The organism is Tessaracoccus rhinocerotis, assembly GCF_007197885.1.
GTDB lineage: Bacteria > Actinomycetota > Actinomycetes > Propionibacteriales > Propionibacteriaceae > Arachnia > Arachnia rhinocerotis.
Genome location: NZ_VKKG01000001.1, coordinates 67901 through 87409 on the forward strand (window position 1 = coordinate 67901; position 19509 = coordinate 87409).

Annotated in this window: 17 protein-coding genes and 1 pseudogene; 1 reads left to right on the top strand and 17 read right to left on the bottom strand. The window is 64.2% G+C overall.

Features of this window, described 5'->3' with window-relative positions:
- Positions 1 to 49: 49 nt before the first annotated feature.
- The 11 genes from FOJ82_RS00315 to FOJ82_RS00370 all read right to left on the bottom strand — a co-directional run bounded on the left by FOJ82_RS00315 (position 50) and on the right by FOJ82_RS00370 (position 11508).
- On the bottom strand, positions 50 to 820 hold the full coding sequence (locus tag FOJ82_RS00315; RefSeq protein WP_143936486.1) for a hypothetical protein: 771 nt from the start codon (positions 818 to 820) through the stop codon (positions 50 to 52).
- A complete protein-coding gene (locus FOJ82_RS00320; RefSeq protein ID WP_143936487.1) occupies positions 817 to 2439 on the bottom strand; it encodes a hypothetical protein in 1623 nt (540 codons plus the stop codon). Before FOJ82_RS00320 ends, FOJ82_RS00315 begins: the two co-directional genes overlap by 4 nt.
- Entirely contained in the window at positions 2436 to 3152 is a 717-nt protein-coding gene (locus FOJ82_RS00325) for a hypothetical protein (RefSeq protein ID WP_143936488.1), read from the bottom strand. Before FOJ82_RS00325 ends, FOJ82_RS00320 begins: the two co-directional genes overlap by 4 nt.
- A 72-nt stretch (positions 3153 to 3224) precedes the next feature.
- On the bottom strand, positions 3225 to 3788 hold the full coding sequence (locus FOJ82_RS00330; protein ID WP_143936489.1) for a YqgE/AlgH family protein: 564 nt from the start codon (positions 3786 to 3788) through the stop codon (positions 3225 to 3227).
- Positions 3789 to 4334: 546 nt separating this feature from the next.
- Complete coding sequence (locus FOJ82_RS00340) at positions 4335 to 5657, bottom strand: SAVED domain-containing protein (RefSeq protein ID WP_143936490.1); 1323 nt, start codon at positions 5655 to 5657, stop codon at positions 4335 to 4337.
- On the bottom strand, positions 5650 to 6126 hold the full coding sequence (locus FOJ82_RS00345) for a Mov34/MPN/PAD-1 family protein (RefSeq protein ID WP_143936491.1): 477 nt from the start codon (positions 6124 to 6126) through the stop codon (positions 5650 to 5652). Before FOJ82_RS00345 ends, FOJ82_RS00340 begins: the two co-directional genes overlap by 8 nt.
- On the bottom strand, positions 6123 to 7421 hold the full coding sequence (locus tag FOJ82_RS00350) for a HesA/MoeB/ThiF family protein (protein ID WP_143936492.1): 1299 nt from the start codon (positions 7419 to 7421) through the stop codon (positions 6123 to 6125). Before FOJ82_RS00350 ends, FOJ82_RS00345 begins: the two co-directional genes overlap by 4 nt.
- Positions 7408 to 7929 (bottom strand): ubiquitin-conjugating enzyme family protein, encoded by a 522-nt coding sequence (locus FOJ82_RS00355; RefSeq protein WP_246099653.1) that lies wholly within the window; start codon positions 7927 to 7929, stop codon positions 7408 to 7410. Before FOJ82_RS00355 ends, FOJ82_RS00350 begins: the two co-directional genes overlap by 14 nt.
- A gap of 98 nt (positions 7930 to 8027) precedes the next feature.
- The gene (locus FOJ82_RS00360) at positions 8028 to 8993 is read right to left on the bottom strand and encodes a nucleotidyltransferase domain-containing protein (protein ID WP_143936494.1); all 966 of its coding nucleotides are present in this window, start codon (positions 8991 to 8993) and stop codon (positions 8028 to 8030) included.
- Between the two features lie 1277 nt (positions 8994 to 10270).
- The gene (locus tag FOJ82_RS00365) at positions 10271 to 11023 is read right to left on the bottom strand and encodes an ATP-binding protein (RefSeq protein WP_143936495.1); all 753 of its coding nucleotides are present in this window, start codon (positions 11021 to 11023) and stop codon (positions 10271 to 10273) included.
- The gene (locus tag FOJ82_RS00370) at positions 11020 to 11508 is read right to left on the bottom strand and encodes a hypothetical protein (RefSeq protein ID WP_143936496.1); all 489 of its coding nucleotides are present in this window, start codon (positions 11506 to 11508) and stop codon (positions 11020 to 11022) included. The genes FOJ82_RS00365 and FOJ82_RS00370 overlap by 4 nt, the downstream gene beginning before the upstream one ends.
- Between FOJ82_RS00370 and FOJ82_RS00375 the strand changes: the two are divergent.
- A pseudogene (locus FOJ82_RS00375) lies at positions 11452 to 12372 on the top strand (ISL3 family transposase); the annotation flags it as partial. The gene FOJ82_RS00370 and the pseudogene FOJ82_RS00375 overlap by 57 nt on opposite strands.
- Before the next feature lie 84 nt (positions 12373 to 12456).
- Here FOJ82_RS00375 and FOJ82_RS16570 read toward each other — a convergent pair.
- The 6 genes from FOJ82_RS16570 to FOJ82_RS00405 form a co-directional block, all read right to left on the bottom strand.
- Entirely contained in the window at positions 12457 to 12609 is a 153-nt protein-coding gene (locus FOJ82_RS16570) for a hypothetical protein (protein WP_246099655.1), read from the bottom strand.
- Between the two features lie 901 nt (positions 12610 to 13510).
- Complete coding sequence (locus FOJ82_RS16980) at positions 13511 to 14155, bottom strand: ABC transporter ATP-binding protein (RefSeq protein WP_425472457.1); 645 nt, start codon at positions 14153 to 14155, stop codon at positions 13511 to 13513.
- Positions 14156 to 15203: 1048 nt separating this feature from the next.
- Positions 15204 to 15722, bottom strand: a complete 519-nt coding sequence (locus FOJ82_RS00385; RefSeq protein WP_143936498.1) for a hypothetical protein — start codon at positions 15720 to 15722, stop codon at positions 15204 to 15206.
- A gap of 1151 nt (positions 15723 to 16873) precedes the next feature.
- A complete protein-coding gene (locus tag FOJ82_RS00395; RefSeq protein WP_143936500.1) occupies positions 16874 to 17458 on the bottom strand; it encodes a hypothetical protein in 585 nt (194 codons plus the stop codon).
- Positions 17455 to 18879: a type IV secretory system conjugative DNA transfer family protein gene (locus tag FOJ82_RS00400; protein WP_143936501.1), complete on the bottom strand. Its 1425-nt coding sequence runs from the start codon at positions 18877 to 18879 to the stop codon at positions 17455 to 17457. Before FOJ82_RS00400 ends, FOJ82_RS00395 begins: the two co-directional genes overlap by 4 nt.
- Positions 18876 to 19319, bottom strand: a complete 444-nt coding sequence (locus tag FOJ82_RS00405) for a hypothetical protein (protein WP_143936502.1) — start codon at positions 19317 to 19319, stop codon at positions 18876 to 18878. The genes FOJ82_RS00400 and FOJ82_RS00405 overlap by 4 nt, the downstream gene beginning before the upstream one ends.
- Positions 19320 to 19509: the final 190 nt, after the last annotated feature.

The window sequence follows — 19509 nt, forward strand, 5'->3', positions numbered from 1 at the left end:
CCGTTCCCACCCACTCTAGCCGGTGGGCGACGCCCGGGAGGAGCAGCCTTCAGGCCCTCGCCACGGGTCGGGGCCAACCCCCCGGGGTGAGTTCGTCGCCGTCGGCCATCAGTTCCTCCACCTCGCTCCTCAAACCCGACGCCGCGGCCCGCCACGGTGCGCCGCCGGAGACGTGGGTGGCCAGGAAGCCTGCGGTGGCCCGCACCCTGACCACGGCGCCGCTGCTCCGGGAGAACAGCCCCCACATGCCGACGCTCACCGAGGGCGCCCGGTGCACGAAGCCGCTGAGTTGGGCGTTACCGCTGCTGACGCTCAGCGCGGCCGTGCTGAAGACGGACTCCATGAGCAGTTGGCCCTGCCGGGTCACACGCCCCAGACCCTGCAGCGTCTCAGCGAACTCCCCCGTCGCCACCCGCTGCCGTTCGACGGCCCGGGACTTTCCGCTGCGCGCCCGCCCCGACCAACCGGTGTCATTGCTCTCCATCCTCTCGATCCGTCGCGCGAGGACACCGACGTTGTCGGAGGCGGACAGCCACTGGTGCTGTGCCAGTTCCAGCCGGTCGGGCACCTCCCGGCTGCCCTGCAGGACCGCGAGCGACGCGACGACCCGTCCCATCTCCGCGTCCAGCTGCCACCACAGAGTGTCCCGATAGCGCGTCATGGCGGAGGCCGCGGCGCGGTAGGTGCAGGTCATGGCGCGCAGCACCTCCGAGTTGAGCACCAGGTGCATCTCCACGTTGTCCAGACTCTTCGCGACGGTCACCAGCGAGCGCATCCGCACGACCGCGTCCTGGACGTTCTCGAACCCCTTGCTGCTCATGAGTCGAAGACCTTTCCGGTTCGGTCGACCGCGGCCTGTTCGTTGGCCTCGTAGCCGGCGGCGGTCGCGTTCAGCTGGTGTGCGAGTTCCTCGTAGGCCTTCGCGGCCTGCGCGGACCAGAGCTGGCACTGGTGCGTCGCACGCGAGTAGGCGGCAGCGGGCTCCGACACGAGCCCGAAGCTCGAGTGGCCGTCACGGACCGTTCGTGTCACGCCACCGACGCCTTCCATCTCGAGGGCCAGCCGGCGCCACTGCTCGGCGTCGCGCGCCAGTTCGTCGCTGGTGACGTTGAAGTCTGTCCCCCGCGCGAAGCTGCTGCTGGTCGCGCCCCGTCCCCCTCCGGGACCGTAGTGGTCCCGGACGCCCTGCGCGCCCTGGGGACCGCGCCCGACGCCTGCGGAGAACCCGCCCCCGACCCCGGTGGTGGCAGTGCCGCCCGAGCTCTGGGTCCCGGCACCGCCGGGGGTGTAAGAGGTGCCGTCGACGCCCTGGCCCCCGGCCGCGTGCGCACCCGTGAAGCCACCGCCAGGGGCGTTGCCGGCGCTGGGATTCCATCCCCAACCGGAGGTGTTGGGCGCCCCGGGTGCCACCTGTTGTCCTGCGGCCGCGTTCCCGGACAGGGGTGCGCTGCCGGAGGTGGCCGAGCCGCCACCCCAGCCGGCGGCACCGGCCGCGGCGCCTCCGGCGGCGACCCCGGTTTCGCGCCCGCCGTCGCGGCGCGGCTCGTGCTGCTCGTCCTCCGGAGCTTCGTCCTCGGGACCGTGGACGCCGTCAACGCCGCCGGCGCCCGGACCGCCGGGCACCGTGCCACCGCCGCGCTCGTGCTCACGGAGCTGGCTGCGAAGCCACTGCTCGCTCGCAACGCCGTCGACGCCGTCGCCTCCCACGGCACCGAACGCCTGGACCACCGCGAGGGAAGGGTCCGCCATGTAGCCCTGGGAGCCGGAGGCCTGCACACCCGTCATGGGCGCGAACGCCGCCCCGCCCGCCCTGTTGTTCTGGAGATTCTGCAGTACGGACAGGGGGATGCCACCCTGCTGGGATCCGGGGGTCACGACCCCCGCGCCGGCACCCTGGGTACTCGGGATGCCGCCGACGCCACCGAGGGTCGCCCCCGGGATGGCTGCCCCGCCCACCGGGTCATTGCGGGAAAGGTAGGACCCCCTTGTGCCACCGCCGCTGCGGGCGCGCGGCGCCTCCGACGTGGTGGTACCGGCGAGGAACGCTCCAGGAACTTCGTCGGTGCTGCCCACACCCCAAGGGTCGTCGTCGGTGATCCTTCCGTAGCCGTCGACGCCGAGCCCGTCCCCTCCCGGGACCGCGGTCAAGGGCATCGCCGTGGGTGCGGCGCCGGACACGCCGGAGCGGGACCTTTCGTTCTCGGCGCGGGTCTGGCCCGCGTGGGCGCCGAGCACGGCAGCGCCCCCGGCGCCGGCACCCAGGCCGAGCAGCGGCCCCGGAGCAGGACCGGTCTCCTCGTCGTCGGGACGCAGCCGCGTGTCCGCGAGGATCGCCTCCTGGTCCTCGGCCGGCTCGGTCAGGTCATCGTCCTCGGCGCCGATCCCGGCGAAGAAGAGGCCGTCGTCCCCCCAACGCGGGGACTGCTCGGATCCGGTCATGCCATTCCTCTCGCCATCATCGCCTGCATGTCTGCCTGGACCTGCGCCAGCTCTGCGGCCAGCTCCTCGTGTTCGCCCGGCACGAAGACGGGGGCGACGTGGCGCTGGTACGCGCTCTGGTGGGCCGACATCACGGCGTCGGCGATCTCCGAGATCCGCGCCCTCTGCAACCAGGTGGAGGAGAACTCCACGGTCTCGGTGAGCCCTCCCAGGCCGAGGGTGACGCGGACGTGGCCGTTGCTGCTGAGGCCCGTGGCGCGGGTGCCCGTGAGGTCCGCCCAGCGCACCTCGTTCGGGGGGCGGAGCGCGAGTTCGTCGGAGCGTTCCATCAGCTCGGCAGCCCGCTCCTGGAGGTCCTGGAAGTTGTCCCAGGTGAACTCGAGGTCGGAGCTGGGCTCGGGCCGCGGAACGGGGGCGGAGGGCAGGTTGCTGCCGACGCGCGCATTGGCCAGGAAAAAGGCCTCGGTGAAGGAGTCAGCCAGTTGCCTGCCGGCGGTGCGTTCCCGCCAGCGGGTGGACAGCCGCACCCGCGTCAGGTGCCGGGTCTGTTCGTCCACCCAGATCCGCACGGCGCGACGGGTGCAGGGAAAACCCTGCGCGTGTTCCCACTCCTCGTCGTCGGCCTCCACCTCGGAGTCCGCTTCGGTTGCTTCTGGATCGTAGTCAACGGGTGCCAGGAACTCGTCGTCCATCACCGCGTCGGAATCCTTCATCTGGTGAAACCCCCAATCTCCGCTCCCAAGTCTGGCAGCAGGACGGGTCACCACCCGGGGTGCGGGACGGCCTCAGTTCAGCTCGGGGGTCTCGGTCCACGTGGACCAACGGCCACTCGCTCCACCGATCCGTCGCAGGCTCCGACGCCAGAGGTCCTCCGGCGTTCCGAAGATCTCCTCGACCCGGGCCGGCGCCCGGAACCAGGAGCCGCGGATCAACTCGTTCTCGAGCTGGCCGGCGTCCCAACCGGCTAGCCCTACGAAGATGCGCAGGTGCGAGAACGCGCCCGCGACCAGTTCGATGGGGGTCTCCAGGTCCAGGATGCCGACGTCGTCGAAGATCCTTCGCCAGCCCGGCGGCTCCTCCCACGGGTTGGCGACCTTCGCCAGCGAAACGGCTGCCTGCTGGGACACGGGGCCACCCTCGAACAGCGTGACCGGCGGGGACAGGTGCTGGGTGAAGTGCGCCAGTGGCTCCACCATCTCGACCTCGGCCACCTTGTGGAGGCACACGCCCAGGGAGCCGGAATCGTTGTGGTCCAGGAGGAGCACCACGCTGCGATCGAAGTAGCCACCCTTGCCGGGCTCGGTGGCGATCAGGACCTGACCTGCCGCTGGAGGGCTACCGCTGCGCATGTGACCATTCTGTCACGGACCCGGCTCCGCCCCAGGGAAGGCGGTGACGTCGAAGGACGGGCCCGGGAAAGAAGGCGGGGGAAACAAGAAACCCGGCCCACGGGGGCCGGGTTCGAGCTGAACAGGGGTGGTGGAGGTGGCGGGAATCGAACCATTCAACGCTGACAAGGCCGGACGTGGGAGCATTCGCTTCAGGTACCGCTAGGTACCCTTCGAGATGAGCTTGGCTCACCTCTCCCTGGCGTGTGTTTTCCGAGCGCACGCCGCAACCGAGGTGGGGCGCGGCCAACGGCGATTGTGACCTGAATCGAACGCACCTACCACCGCCGCCGACGACAGCCCAGACTCGGCCGCTTGACCCCCGTCGAATTCGAGACAATCATGATCACACCAGCCGACCTGGCTGCGTGACTAGGAACTGTCTCCTATCCGTGCAGCAACCCGTGGGGCGTCGCTGCAAGGCCGCACTGACGTTTGCGGTGAGAACCAGCACTATCAACTGTCGAATCTCCTCCGAATCTCACGCCCGCGCGAAGGGCGGCTCGGCTAGGCACCAGTGCTGCTCTTGAGTAGAACTTCTTCGATGACCCCGCTTGACGCTGACGGTCGGACCCGCATGGCTGCTACGTAGCGCGCTCGGTAGTCGTCGCCGACGACCGGGTCGGAGTCGTCCCACTCATAGAGGACGAACCGGATCGTGTTCATGAGTCGTCCGATCAGAACTGCGACAGGGAATGGGCATCGAAGCAGCAGATGCACCTGTGCGTTGCCGTTGTGGTTAGAAAGGGTTCGGATTCGCGCTGCGGCTTCGGCGGCGATGAGTCCGGCATCAGTGGGGTCAAGGAGACGTTCTCCCGCATAGGTGAGGTGCTCCCAAGCCGTGAGGAACGACCCGTTCTCTTCGAGGTGTCGGATGAATGCGTAGTCACTTCGGCCAGGCAGGAGGTCTAGGTAGAGAGCCACCGCCGGGCGGCCAGTCTTGGCTGAGTCGGAGGTGCGTTCTTCTTCGACCCTGAGGAGCGGTGCCGTCGTGACGATGGCTTCAGTGCCGCTCATCCATGTTTGTTGGCGTTGGTCGGTGACGTGAAGTGTGCCGATCCGCGACGACGGCAGCGCGGCACCGATCGCGAAGGCGACGGAGAGGTGCGCTCCTCCGTGTATGTGGACTGTCTGGGCCCCGGTTCTGGTTACGGCATCCGGCAGGAGATGGATGGTGTCTTGTAGGTCGCGTAGGCCTTCCGGGCTGGGAAGTCTCTCGTGTGACGAGGGGCGGACGCGCATATCGAGTTGATGACCGGTGCGGTCTAAGACCTGAGGGGCGTTCCTGGTCTGGATGCTGATATGGATCGTGCGGTTGTTGGAAGCCACTCGTGCTTGCTGGTGGGTGAGGCGGTGCCAAAGGAGCTTCTTGGTCAATACCAGTTGTCCGGCGCGGTCAACCGGGTGCTGATCAACGCCACTTAGAGTCTTCGGCTTGAGTTCGAGGAGCCTGTCTGGGGCGTCGTAATCAAGTTTCCCTGGTTCGCGTTCGACGGCGTTGGCGATGCAGAGTGCAAACTCCTCGTGGGCCTCGTGCAGGGCGATGAGCTTCGGTGCTTCGACTTCTCGGACGACCGTGCTGTTGGCGATGTCGGGAGTGATGGTGAGCACTCCCCCCGCGAGCCCATCGGCGATGGCCTGCTGCAACCTGGTCTCTGTGTCGCCGGGCGGTAGATCGTCGCGGTCGCGCCACACGGGGATGCCTGCTGCCCGAAGTAGCCAGGCGAGTTCCGTGGTGATTGCCGTGCCATCGCTCTGGCGGTAGGAGATGAACACGGGGTTGGTCGGCTCGGTATCGGATGCAGCCGCGCCGTTGGCAGTCTCATGCATGCTCCCTCCTGAGGGGGACTTCTTGTGCTCGGTGGCGTTCGATGAGCCAAGCCACAGCGAGGGGGGTTGTGTTGGCATTGCCGCTGACGATGATGGCGACGAAGTAGTCGAGTTGCAGGTCGGGATCGTGGAGGTGCCGCAGGTATGAATCGAGGTCGAGTTCGCTTGGGGTGAGGTCACCGAAGGGGTGGGTGTGCCACTCCCCGATCCATTGGCTTCCATCGCATGTCCACGCCTCATGCGCGACTTGTTGCGCGTGCTGAAGGTCGCGGAGAAAGTTCTGGGGCGCTCGACAGGCGTCTGGCCCCGGGTCTCCAGCGTGGCGTATCCAGATCGCGTGGGCCGTTTCGCTGCCAAGGAGAATGCCACCCGTTTCGAGACCGTCGGATGAGCGAGTCGATTCGGCGGCGATGGTGGCGAGTGCGCTATCAGTGATGGAGATGCTCGGAACGTTTCTGTGCTCTGTCATGCGGCACTACAGGTGGGACAGTCAGGGCGGGGCGACGGGACGGTTCTCCATCGGATGTCCCCCGCTTCCCGGACGTCGAACGGCGAGGCGAGGTCACCAGTGGGTCGGAGACCAAGGATGGCGTGTTCACCTGGGAGTCTCTGGGTGTGGTCGCCGTGGAGTGACTCCAGCAGTGTGGCTACGGCAGTTTTGGCTGCAAGCGTGCCGACGTACTGGAGATCGGGGGACACTGCTGTCATTGGCTGATGGACGCGCCCGATTCCGTAGTCGAGTTCCTGGTCTGCCTCGGCATCCATTGCCCCTTCGTCCTGGAGGTTCTCTCGGAGACACAGCAGACAACCGAAGCGAGGAGTCGGTCGAAGACGGATGATCTCTCCGACGGACCCGTGGTCGAGCACGCACGCCAGTACAGCGGGTTTCCCGGCCCGGCGTGAGAGGTGGCTGACGACACGGCGAGGAGCGATCCCGTCGGCCGCGCATAGGACGAGGTCGACCTTGGGGATGAGCGACCTGAGAAAGTGAGCGTCGGAGACCGCGTCGAGGCGATGGGCAACAAAGTCCTGGTCGGGCCAGCGCTTGTCTAGATGCGTCTTGAGCGCGTCAACCTTGTATCGGCCGACGCTTTCAGGTCCGAGGGTGTGCCGAATGATGTTGTGCCAAAGGAACCTGTCGGGGTCAACGAGTTCGACGGTGCCGACTCCGTATCCAGCGAGGGCTTCGGCAGCCACGCCACCGATGCTCCCGCAACCCACGACCAGGACGGCGTGGCGTGCGAGTTGTTCAATCGGCCACGCACCGGTGAGTTGTGCGAGCCCGACAGTCTCGGGCTCCACTTCAATATGGATCGGGCGCACGCCGCTGCGTTGGACGAGCCACCCGGCGAAGGTGCTCACGCCCACTTCGATCGCTTCTTGTGACAGGTCGGGGTCGTAGGTGATGAGAAGTCCGAGTTGGTTTCCTGGGTCGTTTACACCGGCCACCAAGCTCCGGAAGTCATGGAAGGCGAGAGAGATTCCGGGACGGCGGATCATTGCAAGGTGGTGAAGGTTGAGACCCTCGACCGGCTGACGCATCCATTGGGCGGCGTGGAGCGCGTCACCCCACTTTAGTGCGGTGTACTCGGGCGGGATTGCGACCTGAACGCGGACGTCCTTTGCCGTCTCAACTACATCGACGATGTAGGCGTCTTCGGATGGGGTGTGACGCATGGCCACGCGGCCCCCGCGCATCTCGGAGTTTGCAATCTTCGCGGCTCCGTCGTGGGTCAGGATGACGAAGGGGTCACTGCGGTACATCGTTCTCACGCTCTTCTCCCCGCTGTGTCGAGCCGTCGGTACCTCGAGTGACGGCCTTGGCGATCAGGTGATCCGATGTGGAGTCGGAGACGATGCCGTTGACGGTCATCCGATCGATGACTCCCGCCTTCATGAGCGCGTACTCGACCCGCCATCCCGATGCCTTGAGAAGGAGTTCCGTGATGCTCGCTTCCGGTCGCCATGCTCCATCGCTTTGAAGTAGGCAGAGGGAGCCGCCAGGAGCGACGTGCCACGTTGCCTGGGTCTGCTCTTCGACCTCGGGCTCGGGGCGAACCGGGTAGATGGTTGGCGGCAACATCGGGTGGGCCGCCGAATATTCCAGTACGAAGAGCAGACCGTGGTCACCGATCAGCTCGTCGAACCCAACCGGTTCAGGACGTTGGAACGGCCAGCGCGGCAGTTCTCCGGACCAACCTCCGTGGCGGAACATGGCACCCGTGTCTGGGTTGGGATCTTGGTAGACCACGTCAGGCGCGAACTGCTGCATCTCGGCACGGTCACGTTCGAGTCGCGACGGCTCGGCCTCACTCCACAAGACCCAGCCCGGCCCTTCCTCACCACGCGAGGTCGATGCTGATCCGCTGCTCATCCCTGCGGGGTGTCCTTCACTGGACGGGGCAAGATAGGAGCAACACCGGGCACTGGATTGGTCCCACTCTTCGGAGGCGGCGGGAAGTCGTCACCGAAGACCGTGCCCCAAAGCCGGATCGCGTAGGCCGGATTGCCGTTGGCGTGCGCCTGCACCGCTCGAATGGCATTGTCACGCGCCTCTCGGAGTCGGTCGCTCAACTCGTTGTATTCGAGGTCGGGCTGGATCGGACCGCAGATGCCTGCAGGGTCGACAACTTCGACGCCGCCACCGATAGCATAGGCCGCGCTCACGAAGAACTGCTCGATAGCCGTCGGCTGCGACCCTTCGATGGGCAAGTAGTTCAGCGCGAGGACCTCCATGACGAGGGACTTGATCTTGATGTCCTGCTCAGCCGCCCACCACTTGAGCATGCGGACCGTTCCGGCGAACTTATCCCACTCGGCGTGCTTCTTGGCGACGGCCGCGATGAGGTACTCGGGGTCGCAGTACACCCACTCGTTGGACATCGCTTCGGGAATGAGCAGCATGCCGTTCCGACGCAGCGCGGGCATCGCGTCCACTGTGAAGGCGTCCACGTCGTCAGGATCGTCCAGGAAGCACTTGACGGCGTGGTTGCGCCATCGTGCCAGCCGCACCGTCTTCTCGTAGGTTCCGCTGGTCGCACCGAGGAGCGTGTTGACACGTCCGCGCGTGTAGTCCAGCGCTTCTTGAGCCGACGTGCCCGGTTCACCCCAGTGGGGGTGCTTGTCACCGTCGAAGACGATCACAACGTCGACGTCGTGAATCGGGTCCTTGTGTGTACCGCGTGCGAGTGAACCGGATGCGATGACTTCGCTCACGTCGCCCTCCCCGCTGAAGGCTCCGTTGAACAGGTCTCGCCTCGACCGTGCCTCACGCACGTCCTCGATTTCAGCGTTCACGACGCCCTGGAAAATCTTGAAGGCGTCGGTCACGCTCATCTTGTGTCTCCTTGACGGGATCGGCTGCTGAGGTCAAATGTAAGGTCGCCCACCGACACTCCTGTTCGTCATTGACAGCCTCACTACATCGTCGTGAGGCGTGTCCCCGCAACGATGACTCGGGCCGTCGCTTGCGTGCGTGCATCGCCAGTGTGGCTGGGCCCGGGTGTTCCGGGCATGCAGGCTCGCCGAGGCCGTTGGCGTGGGGAAGAGGCGCCGGACGTGTGACGGCGCGGACGCGTCGCCACCTTGAATGATGACGGCTCACCAAGCCGTAGCAGCGCGCGACACGCCGTCTGCCCGCGGTCAATCTCCGGGACGGCGGGACCTGCTGACTCCCGCTCGGTGAGCCCGAGTTCGTTCTGCAAGACAGTCGGACTGACATACGCGTGCGGCTTGTTTCAGGGCGTGCTCGCGCGTAGGCAGGGGGCTGAATGAGGCGGGTGCGCCTTAGAAACTGCCGACCGAGTAACGTGAGGCAGGTACTCCGGCGTCGGCGAAGTCAACGACAATCACCTCATCGCCGACTTCGAACTCGTTATGTGTATAGCCGGGTATCCGTCGAATCCTGGCAGCTTGGTTGGCGTTGCCGACGCCGTAGTCGCTGCTGGTGTGCTGGTGTCGTCTCGTGCCGCATCTGGCGGCCACTCGGGCACGCGCAGAGCACTGGTTCGAGTCCTGTCGCCCCGACAAGTGAATCCCGTAGTCACAGCAACATTGGCGTTACTCGTCTCCGCTGTCGTGCCAGATTCGTGCCAGATCGATCGAAGGATCGAGGCGGAGCGCGGACAGTAAGCTCCTGCTCACGGGGTCGGGCGTCATTGGCATTCGAGGCAGCTTTCACCGGACCCTCGCTCTCCGGCGTATCCTGCCCAACGGGCTTTACGTTCAACCATCCACAGCCTTTGGCCGCTGGTTCGAGTCCAGTCCGGGGAGCCAATGAACCCCGCTCTGACTACGGCCGGAGCGGGTTCGTTGTTTTTTTTAGGCAGGATTTGGGCAGGCTTCAGGATTCGCGGGCCGGAATTCCCGGCCTTCCACCACCACGACCCCGCACCTCATACCTCGACAACACAACTTCTCCTTTCTGCCCCACCGTTGACGTCGGACTCAGGGTCGTCGCGGGCTGCCCAGCGGGAGCTCTGCCATCAAGGCGCGGACCTGAGTATTTGACGCTGTGAGAGCCGGGTGTTCGTGCGGGTCAGCGCCAGTGTTGGTGCGGGTGAGCGCCAGTGGTGGCGTGGTTGGGAGCCACCACCGGCGCTGTCCCTTGGGTGTCAGGCCTGAGCGGCGGTGTGTTCGCGCATGTTGTAGGTGCCGGTTTCGATCCAGATGGTGTTGTGGACGATGCGGTCCATGATGGCGTCGGCGTGGACGCCGGCACCGAGGCGCTGGTGCCAGTCCTTCTGCTGGTATTGGGTGCAGAACACCGTGGAGGTTTCGCCGTAGCGGCGTTCCATCAGGTCCAGCAGCATCCCGCGCATGGACTCGGTGGGCCGGTCCAGGAGCCATTCATCGATCACCAGGAGGGTGAAGGCTGTGTATTTGCGGAGGAACTTCCCGGCTCCGCCGGGTTGTTCCTGGGCCGCGGTCCAGGCTTCCTCAAGGTCGGGCATCCGGATGTAGTGGGCCCGGATCCTGTGCTCGCAGCCCCGTTTCGCCAGGGCGCATCCCAGATATGACTTCCCGGATCCGGTGAAGCCTTGGAACACGACGTTCTGCTGGCGGGTGACGAACTGGCAGGAGCCCAGGTGGGACAGCAGGCTGCGGTCCAGGCCTCGTTCCTCGAGCAGGTCGATCCTGCGCAGGTCCGCGTTCGGGTAACGCAGCCCTGCTCTTCGGATCAGGCCGGTGACTTTGGAGTGGGTGAATGACGAGTAGGCCTCATCGACCGCCAACCGGAGTCTGTCCTCGAACGGCAACCCGGCCGAGGCCACAGGGTCTTGGCCATCGATCGCGGTCAGCAGTTCGGTGGCGTTCATCTCACGGAGCTTGCGTTTGGTCTCGACGTCCAGCAGCGAGCCGATCATCGGGTTCCTCCTGCGTAGTAGTCGCTGCCGCGGACGTAGCCGCCGACCTCAACGGTGGTCTCGACGGGCTGGCCGGTCTTGTCCTGTCCGGTGTCCAGGATCGGTCTCAGATGGGCGTAGCGGATGTTGCGGACCGGTCCCCGCAGCGCCAGCTGGCAGGCTGCCTCCACCCTGGCCGGGGAGAATCGTCTGGTCAGGCGCAGGATCGCCAGCACCGGGTCATGGGCCTGTTCAGCGACCTGGACCGACTCGAAGACCCGGTCGGTCACCGCCCTCGTGGCCGGCCCCACCCGGTCAGCCCAGGCGTCGATGCGTGCCCGGTCCCACGGTTGCCAGCCCCGCCCCTCGGGCAGGTCAGCATCGTTGGTGCGGTACTTGTTCGAGGTGCTCGAGGGCAGCAGCAAGTGACTGGCCAGGCGTTCATCACCGCGGTGCTGCAGTCCGCTTGGGGCACCGTCCACGACGCCGTCACCGAACTCGGCCAACAGGTCCTGAGTCAACCACCCCGAACGGCTCGACGGGGTGAAGGTGATCGGAGTCGACGAGCACTGTTGGCGCCACACCCGCCACGGTGACAAGTTCGTGACCGTGGTCATCGACCTCACTCCCGTTAGAGACGATACCGGTCGATCACGGTTGCTGGACATGGTCGAGGGCCGCTCCAAGGAGGTGTTCAAGTCCTGGCTCGAGGCGCAGACCCCTGAGTTCAGAGCAGGGGTGGAGATCGTCGCGATGGACGGGTTCAGCGGTTACAAATCCGCCACTACAGAGGCCGTCCCGGACGCGACCACTGTGATGGACCCGTTCCACGTCGTCGCTCTCGCCGGTGACAAGCTGAACCAGACCCGACAACGAGTCCAACGTGAACTCACCGGCGGCCGTGGCCGCAAAAACGATCCCCTCTACAAAGCGCGCCGGCTCCTCCAGACCGGCATCGGTCTGCTCACCGGCAGGCAAAACACCCGCCTGGATGCCCTGTTCGACGTCGAGGACCACGACGAGGTTGAAGTCACTTGGGGTGTCTACCAGAACATCATCGCCGCCTACCGCGACAAGAACCGGGCGGCAGGCCGAGCAGCGCTTTCGAAGTTGATCGACTCGATCAAGGCCGGCGTCCCCAATGGCTGGCCGAACTCGCTCAGCTCGGCCGGACCCTGCACAAGCGACGTGATGACATCTTGGCGTTCTTCGACCATCCCGGTACCAGCAACGGACCCACGGAAGCGATCAATGGCCGTCTCGAACACCTCCGCGGCATCGCTCTCGGGTTCCGGAACCCGGCCAACTACCGACTCAGGTCACTCCTCGAAGCAGGCGGATTCAGACCCCAACTCCACTCATATCTGTGAAGAGCCATCAAGATCGCGCAACGTTTCCCGCGCGGGTGACGAGCAGCTTCAGCGCGGACAGCCGCAGGGCAGGTTTCAACACAGTCAGCGGTTCTTGAGTTCCGATGCGATCTCGCCGCTCATGAGCGCAGCGGAGAGGATCACGGTCAGAGCGATTCCGCCGAGCACTGAACTGACGACTGTGCGTGCTACTAGGGCCAGGATGCTCCAATCCAGAGTGGTGCCGATCACGTTCATCCCTGTCATGGTCAGCAACATCGCTCCGGCAACTGCTGGGGCAGTGAGAAGGAGACACTCAAACCCCACGATGGCCGTGCTCTGCATTCGCGAAGTGCCGAAGGCACGGTAAATGGCCCATTCGTTTCGACGAGTCCACGTGATGAGAGCTCCTACGAGCCCACTGAGGACCGCAGCGGGTACCCAAGGGCGCAAATGCGCAACTGCACTCCATTGGGCGAGCGGGGAGACCGAGTCTAGGAGTGTCACGAGCGGACCAATCTGAACAGAGTTGCCCGGAAAGGTAGCTATGAGAAGATCTGGAGCGCTCGCGATAGCCCCGGGCATCATCCTGACCCAGCATGTTCTCAAGGGAATGGCTGCGGTCGTCGGAATGCTTACTGACGAGCTAAGTTCGGGTACCGGCACCCCTGCACGCAGCTTTCCAACAATCTGCACTACGCGCTGGCCCGATTCATCATAAAGCCACCCTCCCTCTGCAAGGAGGTTAGTGGCTTCAAGTTCGGCACCGATCAGCGGGACACCGAGGGGTGCCTCAGGGTCGAAGACGCGTGATGTGCCGGACGTGACGTAGTACGCAGACACAGTCTGTCCGTTCGGAGTAAACGTCAACAGGGGGGGAGGGAGTTCACTGGCCACTCCACCCGACGCGGCCACCCCTGGGTTCCGCTGGAGGCTTTCGCAGTCGTGGCCGGAGAGCGGCACATCGAGCGCCTGCGCCACCCAAACATGGGACCCAGCCAGGCGATTGGCTCTTTCGGCCACCAGTGAACGCGCACCCGCGAGCCCAATTAAGCTCCCGGCAGCAGCGGCCGCGACGGACATGATCAGCGCCCAAATCAAGAGGCGAGGCGTGAGATTGTGCCACGCCTCACGCACCAAGGCTCGAGTAGTCCAAATGTCAATCACCCCTAGCTGGTGCGAGGTGCACTACCGTGTCAGCCATCTCAGCGATCATCGGATCATGGGTCGCGAGCAGGACCGACGTGTTCTGTGCGGCTGAGAGCAGCGCCGTCGCCACCTCCTGTGCCGTATCCCTGTCCAGGTTGGCGGTCGGCTCATCCGCAATCAGAACTGAGGGAGACGTGACCAAGGCCCGAGCGACCCCAGCTCGTTGCGCCTCTCCGCCAGATAGCGTTCGCGCCAAGGATGTGAGCCTGTGGCTCAAACCGAGTTGGGTTAGCAGCATGGTGGCCGTCGCCCTCGAGGAATCGAGGCTTGATCCATGGGCTCGACTCGGCAGTATTGTGTTATCGAGGACCGTCCTATGGGGCAAAAGGTTCACGCTCTGAAGTACCCACGACACCCGGTCTCCCAACAGCCGTTTACCGTCTTTAGGTCCTACATCTTTGCCGTCAATCTGTACCGTCCCACGATCCGGTTTGATCAGCAGTCCTGCAATGCTGAGCAAGGTCGACTTGCCTACTCCTGAAGGCGCCATAACCGCAACAGATGCCCCAGTCGGGACTTCCAACTCGACGCCCTGCAGAAGTGGTCTGTCAGAACGTGGATATCGATACCAGATGTCGCGAAGAATTAAGGACACGTGGCGTCCGGCGCGACAGTTAAGGGGTTCAACAGCACCCGAGATCCAACTTCCAGCACTGGGGCCAGTTGAGCCTTGCCGTCAATTGTGGAACCCAGAACGTCCACCGGCACTGCCGAGTACGGAGCGGTTGAGGGTACTACGCACGTACTACCATTCGACCCAACGACGAGGCTGGCCCCAGGCAGTTCTATACCAGTTGTAGGCGACGCCAAGCGGACACGGCCACCGATGCTCCTTACATCCGCACCTTGTTCTGGCGCAGCTACATCTGGGGACTGTAGAAGCGCCTGTGCAGCAGACTCATCCTGGATGCTCCATTCTCCCGATGCCCGGGCGACTTGAGCCTCCATCCCGGAACTCGCAAAGATGTACTCTCCATCAGGGCCCGAAACCTCGGCTTCAACCGTGATGTCGACAACGCTCGGTTCGCTAGTTGCAATCACCTCACCGAGTGGCGGAGCCGGCGTCCCGAGCTCGATGGAGATGTCTTCTATGACAAACGGCGTAGCGGGAAGGCGAACGAACCATGCGGGATCAAAGATATCGACCTTTGTCCCAGCTCCAATCGCCTCAGCGAACTCTGCGACCGCCCGGACTGTGCCCCGATCCATACGGCCAGTGTCGGGAACTTGTACGTCCGGCAACAGCTCCGCCAGCAACTTCTGCACCGTCCGGACATCTTGGCCCGACATTCCGCTGCTCAGATGACGATAGAGGACAGGTCCCGTGTAGGCCGTCACAGCGACCGGCCCGACCCTGTATGCGGCCACTCCGGGGAGAAGTTCCATTCCTTGCGTCAAGAAAACTTCCGTAACGATGCCTTCTAGGCCACTCCCCTGAAGCGATAGTCCAGATTGCAATCGACCAGAGACTACACCTGCGGAATTGAAGTCTACCGACGTTGCCACTACCTCGACGTCGACCAAGACCGGCTCTGGGTCCAAATCATCCAAGCCCCTCGGGATTCCGGCGGATGTGAACCAAGCGGTCAAGCACATTCCTGCGACCAAGATGAATGTGATAGAACCGAATAGCCAAGCGCGCATCATGGGTTATTGGCATCCCCGGGTGGCCACACGCCCCTGTGTGTTTCCATACACCCCATGGCTTCAAAGACTTCGTCTTCAGAGAGACTTCCGTCCATTATCGCCGCTACGAACACTCGGGAGTCGGTGGTTGAGTCCTGGAGTCCTGAGACCCCGATCCGCTCCAAGCAATCGATTAGCTGCGTCATCGCTCGATCTCGCTCATCACCGGTAAGGCGCTCCGGCTGCAAATAAGCGGCGGAAATCTCTTTGAGGTGCTCATCATAACAAGAGTCGTACGCTTCCTCGTTACCTGGTTTCGCCTCTACAGAGAATTGCAACTCTTTCGAGTGAGGAACTTCTTGCAGGCTCCCGGTTTCAAATCCTGCCCGCTGGACGCAAGTTCTGGCACTCTCCACGGCAGCACGGTACTCAGCGGCAGTAGGCGCGCCCTCAGCCTCCGCCGACGGTGAGCAAGCAGCCAATGCTGCGAGCGCGACGATCGAAACTGCCGACCATGCAAGGTTGATGGCTCTCACGTGAATCAAATCCTCTTGAATCGGGGCGGCCTCGAAACGTCCTGTTGGTTCGCGGCGAGCAGGTACTGCTGCCTGCCGCGAACCAATGAGGCGATAGCTTGGCCGATGGATGTTCTAGAACGCGATCAGCAAGTCAAGTCCCTTGCCGCAGAGGTGACAACACTGGTGCCTCCATAAATGTCCCACCCCTGCGCTCGGATCCTGTGCCCGCGGGTGCCCGTGCCGTTGCACGTCCACCAAGGATCAGTAATAATGCTCGTTGTGTTGGACACAGGGTTTTTTGGAAAATCGCCCTTATTGTCCCACAAGACAAATCTGACCTCCATCCGCCCTGTAATGCGATCAGCGTAGGCATTTCCCCCAGTGCATGCGATGCGGCCTTGCCCGTATGCCTTGACTCCATCCGTCCACGGGGTTGTAGCGGTCACTGAGCATGACGAGTGGACCGCCGCGTGAGCCGGAGACGCGGGAAGCATCCAAAGGGCCGCCATCGGGGCCACAACCATTGCCAAAAGTCTTCTACTGAACTTCATGTCACTCCCTTGTGTATGAGACAGATGGCCGCACCATAGCAGATGTGGATGTCTTCGAAGCAGACCCCGACAAGATCTCGCGCAGACCCGTGCCGTGGGCTCTCGGGCAAGCCCGGGGGTGTCCGGTGCGACGGTAGTAGCCCCCGCTCGGGTCTGAGTGGTCGGAGCCATCAGCCTGGTTCGCCTCCGGCGCCCGATCGTCTCTCGGCCAACTCCGGGGGAGTTGGAGCCGCGGCGGCGCGTCACTGCTGACGCGCGAGGGGGCTTTCGCGGTGCTTGGTACGCGGGAACGCCTAATTCGCGCGCCCGCGACTGCATCCGCCCACGGTCAGAGAGCGTCGGCCCATTGTCGGTGCCGGCGCCGGGCTTCGAGGAACCCAAGCTTGGTGTCGCCGGACGCCCGGACCGCCCAGTCTGTGACGTACCGAGCAATGGGCTCAGGCGTAAAGAACGCGCCCCGGGCCTTGCGCATCTCTGCCGTGTCGGCAGCCGTCACGGCAGTTTCGAACATGTGTTCATTCTGCCGTACGCGACTAGCAACCACGAGTTTCTCATTTCGCTTGGCGCGTCCGGGACCGCGTGTAGTAGAGCACCGGAGCGGCTGGTGACCCAGATCCCTCAAACGGATGATCCCAGGTGAGGTGAGCGTTCTCTTCTGAACCCTGCGACGTCGGCTTCGATCCGGTCTCGTCGGACTTGACTCAGCTCCGGTCCGACGTGGCGCTTGTGGGCGGGACGCCCGGGCCAAGGAGTGTGCTTGTCCTCGCAGCTGGATCGAGCGGCGCGGGTACGTTCGAGGAACGCTGGGGCGGAGTACTGGTGCCATTCATCCAGGGGTCTGCTTGTAGTGGCGTCGCCGGCGAGGCGGCGTTGGTCTGCGAGGGTGCCGATTTCTCTGATCAGGTGGGGGTGGTGGGTCCAGCAGGCGGGGATTTGCTCGTACGAGAACCAGGTTTGTTGGGCGTTGAACCAGATGACGAAGCCTTCGAGCCAATTCCAGGTGTCGCGGCGGAGGTTGGGGTCGTGGATGGTGGTGATGTCCCAGAGCCTGGGGAGGTTCTCGCCGCTGCCGATGATGTCGCTTGCCGCGGGGCCGCCCTGTTGCAGCAGTTCGAGTTGGTCGAGTGCCTTCTGCATTCGGGAGGTGACATCTGGGAACTCGACGAGAGCGGCCGGGGTGGGCTGGTGTGTGGGTTCTGTCATTGCGGTGTGAGTCCGAGTTCACGTGCGGTTTCGACGGCTGCTGCAGCTTGGTCTCGGACGGCCGGTGCTTGCCATGGGGTGCGGCTGCGGGTTAGGAGCTGGCTCTGTTGGTGAAGGAGTTGTTGACCTGTCTTGCCGTGGATGCTTCGTTGGAGGGTGGCGAGGATGGGTTTGCCGTTCTCGGCGATGACGAGGGCTGTTCCGGTTTGGAGTTCGCGGATTTGTTGTGGGCGGATGATGGGGGTGTCTTCGCCGTGGCTGCTGATGCTGGTGTGTTTGCCGTGTTGGTGGTTGCGTCGTGTGGTCCGGCGCGTTCCGAGGAGATCCGAGAGTTCTTTGTTGAAGGCTTGGTCTTTGGATCCGCCGAAGATGATGAGGGTGTTACTTAGACCAAGGATGGAGCGGGCTTGTTGGCCGTAGGCCTGTTCGAGTTGGGCTCTGGTTTGGGATGCCCACACGATGCTGATGCCCAGGGCGCGTTCGTTGGCCATCCTTGTTGCCAGTGTCGGCAGCGGTGCGGTGGATGGAAGCTCGTCCAGGCATGCCAAGAGTGGTGGGCAGAGGCGGCCGTGCGTGCTGCTGTTCGCAATCTTCAGGGCGGTGTCGAGGAAGTCTTCTGCGACGGCGGTCATCAGGGGGGCGGCCGAGATGTAGGGGTCTTCGCGTCCGAGGAGGTAGACGGTTCCGCCGCGGTCTATGACTTCTGCGAGGTCGGTTGCGGGTCGGCCGGGGGTTGGGATGCAGCGTTCGCGTCGGTCTCTTGTGGTGAAGAGTGCGAGTGCTTGTTCGACGGTGGTTTTGGTGTTGCCGGAGGTGCGGTCGTCGGCGTTGTTGATGGCGCCGTTGAGGAGGCCGTGCCAGTTGGGTTCGGCTGCGGGGTGGTTGAGGAGGATTTCTGTGGGGAGGGTGGTGTTTTTGGGGTTGGCGACCCAGTGGAGGATGTGTTCGAGGGTGCAGCCGGCGAGGGCGGCGGCGTGGAGGTAGCACTGGATGACTTTGGCTGCTTCGCCGGCGTAGAAGTGGCTGGCGGAGTCGTTGGGGCCGCTGGTTTTGGCGACGGTGCCTGCGCAGAAGGCTTTTGCGCGGCGTTCCGCCACGGATGCGTCGATGCATCCTGCGATCGGATCCCACACCAGTTGCGGGAGCCCGGGGGCGGCGTTGAACGGGTCCAGTACTAGGCATGGGCGCTCTCCTGTGGATCTGGCGGTGATGGTGAGGAGGAGGTCGTCGGGTTTGGTGAGGGTTACCAGGGCTGCGCCGGGTGCTTGCAGGAGGGCGGGGGTGAGGATGTCGAGGGTTTTGCCTGATCCTTGTGGTCCGATGACTCCGGCGGTGCGGTCCCAGGGCTGCCAGAGTTCAACTCCTCGAGGCAGTTTGCTGCGCCCGATCTTCCAGCCGACGTCGGCGGGGTTGAACCTCATCGGGGCATGCTTCCGTAGACGTCGGGCCGGATGATCCTGCGGCTCTTTCGGAGCCGGACCAGACCGAGCAGTTGCGTGGCCTGTTCAGTGCTCGCCATCCCCTTCGCAGAGGCGTGTCCACGTAGTCGCCACAGCAGCCAGCCCCCGCCGGCGCACATCACGGCGGCGAACAGCGCTGCCAGGATCCAGGCCAGCTCATTCTGCGACGTCGTTGTGACCGTGTTGGGCAGCCCGGCCGCCAGGTTGCCTTGGCTGATTCCCCACGTGCTGATGAGCAGTTGCTGCGGGGCGGGCCACCATATGCCTGCGCCTGAGACCAGTAGGGCGGTGCTGCGCCCGAGCTGTAGGGACAGCACCCCGATACATCCCAGTACTACCGCCGCTGCGGCTGCTGGTTCCCAGGTCCATGGGTAGGCGTCCTTGTGTTGGTAATCATCCATGGTTCAGTCCCTTGTCAGGTTTTGAGATCTGCATGTGTGGGATAGGCCCGCGCCCGCCGGCGCATGGCGCAGAATCCGAACCCAAGTCTTGAGACTCGCGGACGACGCCGGGCCCTGGCGCGGTCGATGTCTGTTGTCACTCCCCCGCGCCCTCACCTCGGTATGCCTCCTGTTTCGCAGTTCTGCCGGT

What these genes read in the sequence shown, in the direction of transcription:
- FOJ82_RS00315 (WP_143936486.1), bottom strand. Translation starts at nt 820, where the DNA reads ATGAGCAGCAAGGGGTTCGAGAACGTCCAGGACGCGGTCGTGCGGATG.
- FOJ82_RS00320 (WP_143936487.1), bottom strand. Translation starts at nt 2,439, where the DNA reads ATGACCGGATCCGAGCAGTCCCCGCGTTGGGGGGACGACGGCCTCTTC.
- FOJ82_RS00325 (WP_143936488.1), bottom strand. Translation starts at nt 3,152, where the DNA reads ATGAAGGATTCCGACGCGGTGATGGACGACGAGTTCCTGGCACCCGTT.
- FOJ82_RS00330 (WP_143936489.1), bottom strand. Translation starts at nt 3,788, where the DNA reads ATGCGCAGCGGTAGCCCTCCAGCGGCAGGTCAGGTCCTGATCGCCACC.
- FOJ82_RS00340 (WP_143936490.1), bottom strand. Translation starts at nt 5,657, where the DNA reads ATGCATGAGACTGCCAACGGCGCGGCTGCATCCGATACCGAGCCGACC.
- FOJ82_RS00345 (WP_143936491.1), bottom strand. Translation starts at nt 6,126, where the DNA reads ATGACAGAGCACAGAAACGTTCCGAGCATCTCCATCACTGATAGCGCA.
- FOJ82_RS00350 (WP_143936492.1), bottom strand. Translation starts at nt 7,421, where the DNA reads ATGTACCGCAGTGACCCCTTCGTCATCCTGACCCACGACGGAGCCGCG.
- FOJ82_RS00355 (WP_246099653.1), bottom strand. Translation starts at nt 7,929, where the DNA reads ATGCAGCAGTTCGCGCCTGACGTGGTCTACCAAGATCCCAACCCAGAC.
- FOJ82_RS00360 (WP_143936494.1), bottom strand. Translation starts at nt 8,993, where the DNA reads ATGAGCGTGACCGACGCCTTCAAGATTTTCCAGGGCGTCGTGAACGCT.
- FOJ82_RS00365 (WP_143936495.1), bottom strand. Translation starts at nt 11,023, where the DNA reads ATGATCGGCTCGCTGCTGGACGTCGAGACCAAACGCAAGCTCCGTGAG.
- FOJ82_RS16570 (WP_246099655.1), bottom strand. Translation starts at nt 12,609, where the DNA reads ATGAACGTGATCGGCACCACTCTGGATTGGAGCATCCTGGCCCTAGTA.
- FOJ82_RS00395 (WP_143936500.1), bottom strand. Translation starts at nt 17,458, where the DNA reads ATGACAGAACCCACACACCAGCCCACCCCGGCCGCTCTCGTCGAGTTC.
- FOJ82_RS00400 (WP_143936501.1), bottom strand. Translation starts at nt 18,879, where the DNA reads ATGAGGTTCAACCCCGCCGACGTCGGCTGGAAGATCGGGCGCAGCAAA.
- FOJ82_RS00405 (WP_143936502.1), bottom strand. Translation starts at nt 19,319, where the DNA reads ATGGATGATTACCAACACAAGGACGCCTACCCATGGACCTGGGAACCA.